8 protein-coding genes are annotated in these 6,376 nt (G+C 59.0%); 1 reads left to right on the forward strand and 7 read right to left on the reverse strand.

Going from position 1 to position 6,376, the window contains the following annotated elements; genetic code table 11:
• The 7 genes from CHEJ32_RS0123100 to CHEJ32_RS0123130 form a co-directional block, all read right to left on the reverse strand.
• Window positions 1-1,148: UvrD-helicase domain-containing protein (locus tag CHEJ32_RS0123100; RefSeq protein ID WP_245261271.1), on the reverse strand; the 1,148-nt coding region annotated here is incomplete at its 3' end.
• A 137-nt stretch (window positions 1,149-1,285) separates the two neighbouring features.
• Window positions 1,286-1,483, reverse strand: coding sequence for a hypothetical protein (locus CHEJ32_RS0123105; RefSeq protein WP_028035883.1), 198 nt, complete (start codon window positions 1,481-1,483; stop codon window positions 1,286-1,288).
• 11 nt (window positions 1,484-1,494) lie between these two features.
• On the reverse strand, window positions 1,495-1,692 hold the full coding sequence (locus CHEJ32_RS0123110; protein ID WP_028035884.1) for a hypothetical protein: 198 nt from the start codon (window positions 1,690-1,692) through the stop codon (window positions 1,495-1,497).
• A gap of 26 nt (window positions 1,693-1,718) precedes the next feature.
• The gene (locus tag CHEJ32_RS0123115; protein ID WP_028035885.1) at window positions 1,719-2,519 is read right to left on the reverse strand and encodes a DUF1883 domain-containing protein; all 801 of its coding nucleotides are present in this window, start codon (window positions 2,517-2,519) and stop codon (window positions 1,719-1,721) included.
• A 168-nt stretch (window positions 2,520-2,687) separates the two neighbouring features.
• Window positions 2,688-3,542 (reverse strand): hypothetical protein, encoded by an 855-nt coding sequence (locus tag CHEJ32_RS25910; RefSeq protein WP_051469878.1) that lies wholly within the window; start codon window positions 3,540-3,542, stop codon window positions 2,688-2,690.
• 148 nt (window positions 3,543-3,690) lie between these two features.
• Window positions 3,691-4,605, reverse strand: coding sequence for a nucleotidyl transferase AbiEii/AbiGii toxin family protein (locus CHEJ32_RS0123125; protein WP_028035886.1), 915 nt, complete (start codon window positions 4,603-4,605; stop codon window positions 3,691-3,693).
• Window positions 4,605-5,453 carry a type IV toxin-antitoxin system AbiEi family antitoxin domain-containing protein gene (locus CHEJ32_RS0123130; RefSeq protein WP_028035887.1) on the reverse strand — a complete coding sequence of 283 codons (849 nt, stop codon included), beginning with the start codon at window positions 5,451-5,453 and terminating at the stop codon, window positions 4,605-4,607. Before CHEJ32_RS0123130 ends, CHEJ32_RS0123125 begins: the two co-directional genes overlap by 1 nt.
• A 668-nt stretch (window positions 5,454-6,121) precedes the next feature.
• Here CHEJ32_RS0123130 and CHEJ32_RS0123135 point away from each other — a divergent pair.
• Window positions 6,122-6,367: a DUF6074 family protein gene (locus tag CHEJ32_RS0123135; protein WP_028034132.1), complete on the forward strand. Its 246-nt coding sequence runs from the start codon at window positions 6,122-6,124 to the stop codon at window positions 6,365-6,367.
• The last annotated feature ends 9 nt before the right edge of the window (window positions 6,368-6,376 follow it).

The following is a 6,376-nucleotide window of genomic DNA, read 5'->3' on the forward strand; positions in this document are numbered from 1 at the left end:
CCGGCAAGCGAACCGATCGTGGCAGAGCCCTTCCTGAGGCGATCGGAGGCATAGCGATTATAGTCGGTTTCGGTGTCGAAGACCTCGACTGGAATGTCGGCCTTGGGATGCACCACCAGCAGATCGCTCCACATCCGCGCGAACTCCGGATCGCTCTCGACCAAGGCTTGGATGATCTCTTCGATGACCTTGGTTTCGCCGGCAGGGTGCTCCACCCAATTGGCCAATTGGGGCGGCCGCCCCTCGACCTCCTCGATAATGCCGCGTCCCAGCGCATGAAATGTCGTGACGCGGCAAGCCAACTCACCTTCCTCGACCTGCAACTGCCGGGCGATCCGGGTCTTCAATTCATCGGCAGCACTCTTATTGAAGGCCAGAAGCAGGATCTCCTCAGGCCGGTAGAGCTGCTTTTCCAGGACATAAGCAACCTTGCCGACCATGGTCGCGGACTTGCCCGAGCCCGCCGAGGCGACCAGCAAATTGTTGTCCTCGAGGCGAATGCAGGCTTCGCGTTGCTGATCGGACAGGGACCGCCCGTCGAGATCGTCGAAGAACGGCTCGAATTTTTCCAGCTCCGCGGCGACGAATGCTTCATTATAGGCTTGGCGAACGCCCGGATCCGTCAGGAATGTGAACGACGGCGGCAGAGACGCCTTGAGCTTGGCCGGCATCAACTGTGAATTCAGGAGCGGGTGCGCGAGGGCTGCGGCCGCATCGCCTGGAACGCTGGCAATCGCCCGGCCAAGATCGGCTTGAGCGAGATACTGCCTGCTACCTTCGGTGATTGTCCGAAGTCGGGCATCGACATCGTGCAAGCGGCCCGTTTCGGCGCCAATCAGGCCGAAGAGATGAGAATTGATGAAGGCGTGAAGGTCAGCGACCAATTGCGCGGCTGCTTCGCCTGTCAGGCCGGATAGACCATCCGTTCTGCCGCGCGAACGGATCTCAACGCTATGCCACAGCAGAGCCTTGCTGGCTGAAATCGACACGATATCGAGGCAGGCAAGCTCGATATCACCATCCTGGCGCAACCGGATGCGCCCGGACAGTCTCGGGTCCAGGGTCAGCTTCCATTTTCCGGAAGCAAACAAGCGCGCAAGAAAGCCGGGGCGGTATGTCTGCGCTCGGCCGGATAACAATTTGCTCAATGCCACATTCGATATGCCCGAACATCCAGATTCAAATGACTGATTACCAGCAACTTGTTGAGATGTTCCAAACCGGTGGCGGGCAGAGTGTTGAATGAGCGGCTATGAGTGCCGCCGCGGAGGCGACACTTTGACTGCTAATCGATGCGGCGCACGCGCACCGCCTTGGGCATGCCCTCGACATGCATATACCGGCCCTCGATCACCACACGTGGCCGGTACTTGTACTGATAGCGATAATAGTACTGATCCTGGCGCCAGACCGTTCCATTGGCGAGCTTGACAATGGTATCGCCGCTCCAGCCCGTCCAGGCTCCTGCAATGCGCGTCTGCATCCGTTGTTCTCCTAGTCGATCCGGCGGACGCGGATGCCGCGGCTCATGCCCTCGACATGCATGACGTTGCCGGACAGGGTCACCGAGGGGCGGTAGGCGTAGCGATACTCATAGTGATATTCCTCCTGGCGCCACACCGAACCGTCGGTCAGCCGGACGATGGTGTCGCCGTCCCAGCCGTTCCATTCATCTTCAATCTGCTTTCTCATCTGGGTCTCTCCTGGTGCATCTGGCGTCACGCGGCGTTCGGCAAGCGCACGACGTCCGCGATTTCCGTGGCAATCTCTTCGACGGTGTGGGTGGCGGTGCTGCGCGCCAGTCGATCGGCGAGCGAAGCCGAGTAGCCGATCACCTCGCGTTTGGAGACGTTGTGCCAGACCGGCAGCAGGATCTGCTCGCCCGATACGGCGCGGGTGACGAGCCCGTCGAGTTCGTATTCGGGCCAGCCTTTGCCAAAGAACGCCTGCGACAGCACAACCACGCCGAAACGGCTGCTTCCCAGACCCCGGTCGATTTTGCGGCGAAGGCTGTCGCCGATCCGCAGTTCGAATTCGTCATACCACACCGACAATCCGGCTTCGCGCAGTGCATTTGCCAGCGGTCGGACGACCTCGTCCTTGTCTTCGGATGCGTGGGAGATGAAAACGTCGAACAATCGGCCATCGGGTGCCTCGGGGGGCGGCGCGAGATCATCATCGGCGTCGCGGACGAGTGTGGGGACACTGCGCAGCGGTGCCTCGTTGATTGTCGGCAGAGGGTTGAACGCCGCCCCCGGGACCACCTGAACTCCGGACCGCACCGATCCGCGAAGCCCCTGCATGTCGACGGCGACATGCCAGGTGCCGGAATGCGGTACCGGCAGCCGCACCGGAGAACGTTTGGCGAGTCCGCCGACGTAGCGATGCTGGCGCCCGGACTTGTAGTTGCTGAAGTTCGAGCCATCCATGAGGCGGACGTTGGCCGCACTGCCGCTGAGCGTCACCACGACCACACTGCCCCGTTCGACATGCCCCAGATTGTAATGCGTGAAATTCATCGAGCTCTCCCCATCGCAGCGTCCAGCAGTCTGAAGTGCAGGTTGCGCGGGTGGGCGAGCCACTGCGAATCACCTGTCCTACAACAGGAACAGGTTTGCACATGAGGGTGTCAAAATATGTCACCCGTACGATGTGAGGTCGAGCCGCCGATACGGCCGCTCTGTCGTCTATATTGTGGGAATGGCGGTGCCCCTGAGAACCTGGTTTAGCTCATCGACGCATCGCTGGCGTAGCTCTTCAAGATAATGGGCAAGGGCTGGCTCTCGAATATCCAGACAGGTGCCGACTGTCGGGATCGTCTTATCCTTAAGTCCTTGCTCGAGCTGCGTCCTCAAGAGCTTCAGGTTTTTATCAACCTCACCGAGCCTCGCACGTGCATGACTATCGTCCAATTCATGGTAACCGCCGATTGCCTTGCGAATGACATGTCTGCTTTCGCGATCGACCAGCTCGCCGGTGCGCAGAGCCTTTTGCGTATCCTTCAACGCTTGAAAGAATTCGCTCGGCGTTTCGCAGTGAAGCGGCACTTCAAACGCAGGGCGGGCGAACGCCATGGCAATGGTGCGCAAGATAATTTCGTCGAGATCCTTCGGCGCGCAGACCTGGATCACGTCCTGATAATATTTGCGTTGAAGGTTGGGATAGCTGTTGAGATGGGAAATGCACTCATCCCAAGTCCAGACGATAGCGATCCTGTCACGGCCGGCCTGTTGCCACTCCTCGTTTGATTCTTCCACCCACTCTTGAACCTTTGTGTCCCGGCGCGCGGTGGTAGCAAGGATCCAGAGTTTGAGGTCGTGTTTGAAGCCCAGCGCCTTCTTCGCTTCTGCGCGAAGAAAGGCGCGCGTGATGGGCCCGCCCGGATAGGGATTGTTATGCTCGTCAAGGTCGGAAAGTCGCTTGCACTGAATCCCGATCCTGCCGTGCCGCGACGACTGCCCGAATACATCAATGCCGTTCTGTGCCTGCCCCGGGCGGCCAACTTGCTGGGCATTCGGGACATCATAGACCTCGCCGAGCAACTCGACGCAAAGCTCCTCGAATTGCTGCCAGTAGAGAGGTGGTTGGAAATACTGCCAAACACTACCCGGATCATTCCCTCCCGATAAACCCCGTGACTAAAAAGGAATCGTCGCATTTCCGTTCGCGCCGATGTGCCGCACTAGGCATCTACGTGGTCAGCACCTCTTCAAGTTGCCGCACCAGCGTGTCACGCTTATCGGCTTTCAAACCATCAAGGTTCTGTTGCCGCCATCGCACGGCTGGCAAATCGGCGGCGGACTCTAGGTCGGGGACCGTCCAGTCGGGTTCACCACGCTCGAACGCCAACAGGAACTGGCGGTGCGCATCGGGCATCGCGCCGACAATGCCGGCGATCAATGCTTCACGCGCCGCAAGCAGGTTCTCGAGTTCGACCGGTTGCCGGGTCATGCCGACAAAACCGCGCGCGAATTCGGTGGCGATGTCCTTGCGCCGAACTGCCAATACCTCGGCCATGGGACGATCATGGCTGATGAGATAGATGAGAAAGGCACGGCGAAGGGCCTCGTCGATGCCTTCGTTCGCCAGTAGGTCGCGGACGTCGAACAGATCGCGCGGATGCTGCCTGTCGAGCGCGGCGACAATCTTGCCGGCATAAAGATCGGGGAAGGAGACGATCCGCATTTCGGCAAAGCCGAATTCGTCTTCCACGCTGGGCGAGACCGAACGTATGGCGGGCTCGAACACGCAGCCACGCAGGACCGGCGTCACCTCAATCTTGATTTGCGCGCCATCGCCACGGACCACGAGCTTGGTGATCACGTTCTCGCGTGAGCGTGACGGAGCGACACGGGAGCCGCGGACTGTCTCGGTAATGCGCTCGGCGATACGCGCCATCGCCGCATCGATCGTTGCAAGCGAGGTCGCGCGATCCTGCACTGGCAGGTAGGTAAGGTCGATATCGACCGAGAGACGCGGCAGGTCGCGCACGAACAGATTGATTGCCGTGCCACCCTTCATCGCGAAGCACTCTTCAGCAGCCACCGAAGGCAGTGTGCGGATCAGTAGTGCGACCTGCTTTCGGTAAGTGTCCGCAAATGCCATCAATACGCCTCGGCCAGTTCCTTGGGAACGGTGATCTCGTAGGTCGGGTCGTACCTGCCATCCTTGACCAGCATGCGCTTGCCCGATCCCAGATCGATTGCGGTCCGGTCGACATGCTTGAGCCATGCATGGCGATGCCGATCGGCAAAGAAGAAGAACAAGCGCTTCACCTTCACACTGCGACAGCGGACAAGCAACTTCTGGAGCCGCCTCGGCGCAAGATCGCTCAGACCCTCCATCAGCACGTCGACCTGATCGAAGCTTTCCTGCTGCGGGAGTTCATCGAGAAGTTCGAGAACCGCTCGTTCGGGCGTCGAAACCGTCAACGGCCAGTCCCATTGGCCCCAGGGCAGAACGCGCAGTCCGGCATCCTGAAAAGATCCCGCATCTGGCGCATCAGGTGCGCGGTCCGAAACGAGGGAAGGGAAGCTAATACCTTCCAGGTCGGCCCCGAAAAGCGGCGTGCTGTTATGATACACGAACCGTTCCGTCAGCGGCAGCGTCGTGAGCCAGCTGGGTGGCCTTGCTGGACCGTGAAGGTGGATCTCGGAACGATCCTGTGAGAGGTAATGGGCATAGCCTTGCAGCTCGAGGGCTGTCCGGCCGCCAACGGTGAGACGATAGCCTAGAAGCGTCTGCAGGGAGATGACCACCTGCTGCCAGCCAGGCTGTCCGCGAGGGCGCCGATAGACACGGCGAGCCGGCTGTTCGAGCCAACCCGAGGCGACATATTTGGTGCGCAGTGAGGTTGAGTAGCCGTGAGCAGAAAGCCACGCGGCATCGACGAGCAATCCCTCTGGCAGGAGGTGCTCCAGCTGCTTTAACTTCCCCGTCGTTTGCTCACTCATGGTGAGTGTTTTAGCATGATTTCAAACTATGCGCCAGTTTGAAGGAGTTTTGGTTTGCTGCGCTGTGGTTAGCAAATCCGCACAAACGCAAACTGACCTCTTGTTCGAGGCAGGTCGCTCATTGTGGTCAGCGGTGTTTTCTGATACAAATCGGCTATTCCGTGGGGTGGCCTTCACAGGGTCCAAACGGGCGATAGACGCCGATTGTCCTTGAAACCCACAAATTTTTTCGACCCTTTTTCCCTTTAAAATCAAAAGCGTAACATTTTGACTAGCCAGTAGTCGGTTTTTGTGCGCCCGAAGGCCATAATTATATGTGATATCAATGGCTTAAGGTGGGTTTGGACGATTGAGTGGGAATGATCTGACACCCCTCACGGTCTCGGCTCGAGCAGATCCCTGAACTTTGCCTGTGACAATTTCGCCTCCTCGAGGCACTAGCCAAGACCAGTCCAGAAACCCTCCGGTGACGGCTACAGCATAAAGGGCACCGTAGGTTTAGGCGGGAACTGCTAAACCTCCCTGCCGTTTACGCTTATACGCCCCGCCGGCTTCGGCCGGCAGGGCGTTTTGTCTTCGCGCGAGCCGCTCACCGGGACGGCGCACGCTCTGCTCATGGGTCGTTAACCACACGCCTTTAGGTTTCCCCCGATTCGGAGAGGAAGCTCATGAGTGCAAGTGTCGTCTCGTTCCCCCTTTATCGCCAGCAGAAACTTTTGAGCGGTATCGCTCAAGCTCTTCGAACGAAGCACGGTGATGAAGCAAATCTGTTCTGGCGGGAGACCGCTAGAAATCTGTTGCAGCAATTGACGGCGAATGGCGTTGACGTTCGTGCAGCAGAGGAAGAGGTGCGCTACTTTCTCCACGCTGTCCTTCTGCAGATCGAGACGGATGCGACGAAAGCCGAGGCTTGAGGCTTCTAG

Source organism: Chelativorans sp. J32 (genome assembly GCF_000518985.1).
GTDB lineage: Bacteria > Pseudomonadota > Alphaproteobacteria > Rhizobiales > Rhizobiaceae > Chelativorans.

What these genes read in the sequence shown, in the direction of transcription:
- CHEJ32_RS0123115 (WP_028035885.1), bottom strand. Translation starts at nt 2,519, where the DNA reads ATGAATTTCACGCATTACAATCTGGGGCATGTCGAACGGGGCAGTGTG.
- CHEJ32_RS0123135 (WP_028034132.1), top strand. Translation starts at nt 6,122, where the DNA reads ATGAGTGCAAGTGTCGTCTCGTTCCCCCTTTATCGCCAGCAGAAACTT.
- CHEJ32_RS0123125 (WP_028035886.1), bottom strand. Translation starts at nt 4,605, where the DNA reads ATGGCATTTGCGGACACTTACCGAAAGCAGGTCGCACTACTGATCCGC.
- CHEJ32_RS0123130 (WP_028035887.1), bottom strand. Translation starts at nt 5,453, where the DNA reads ATGAGTGAGCAAACGACGGGGAAGTTAAAGCAGCTGGAGCACCTCCTG.
- CHEJ32_RS0123105 (WP_028035883.1), bottom strand. Translation starts at nt 1,483, where the DNA reads ATGCAGACGCGCATTGCAGGAGCCTGGACGGGCTGGAGCGGCGATACC.
- CHEJ32_RS0123110 (WP_028035884.1), bottom strand. Translation starts at nt 1,692, where the DNA reads ATGAGAAAGCAGATTGAAGATGAATGGAACGGCTGGGACGGCGACACC.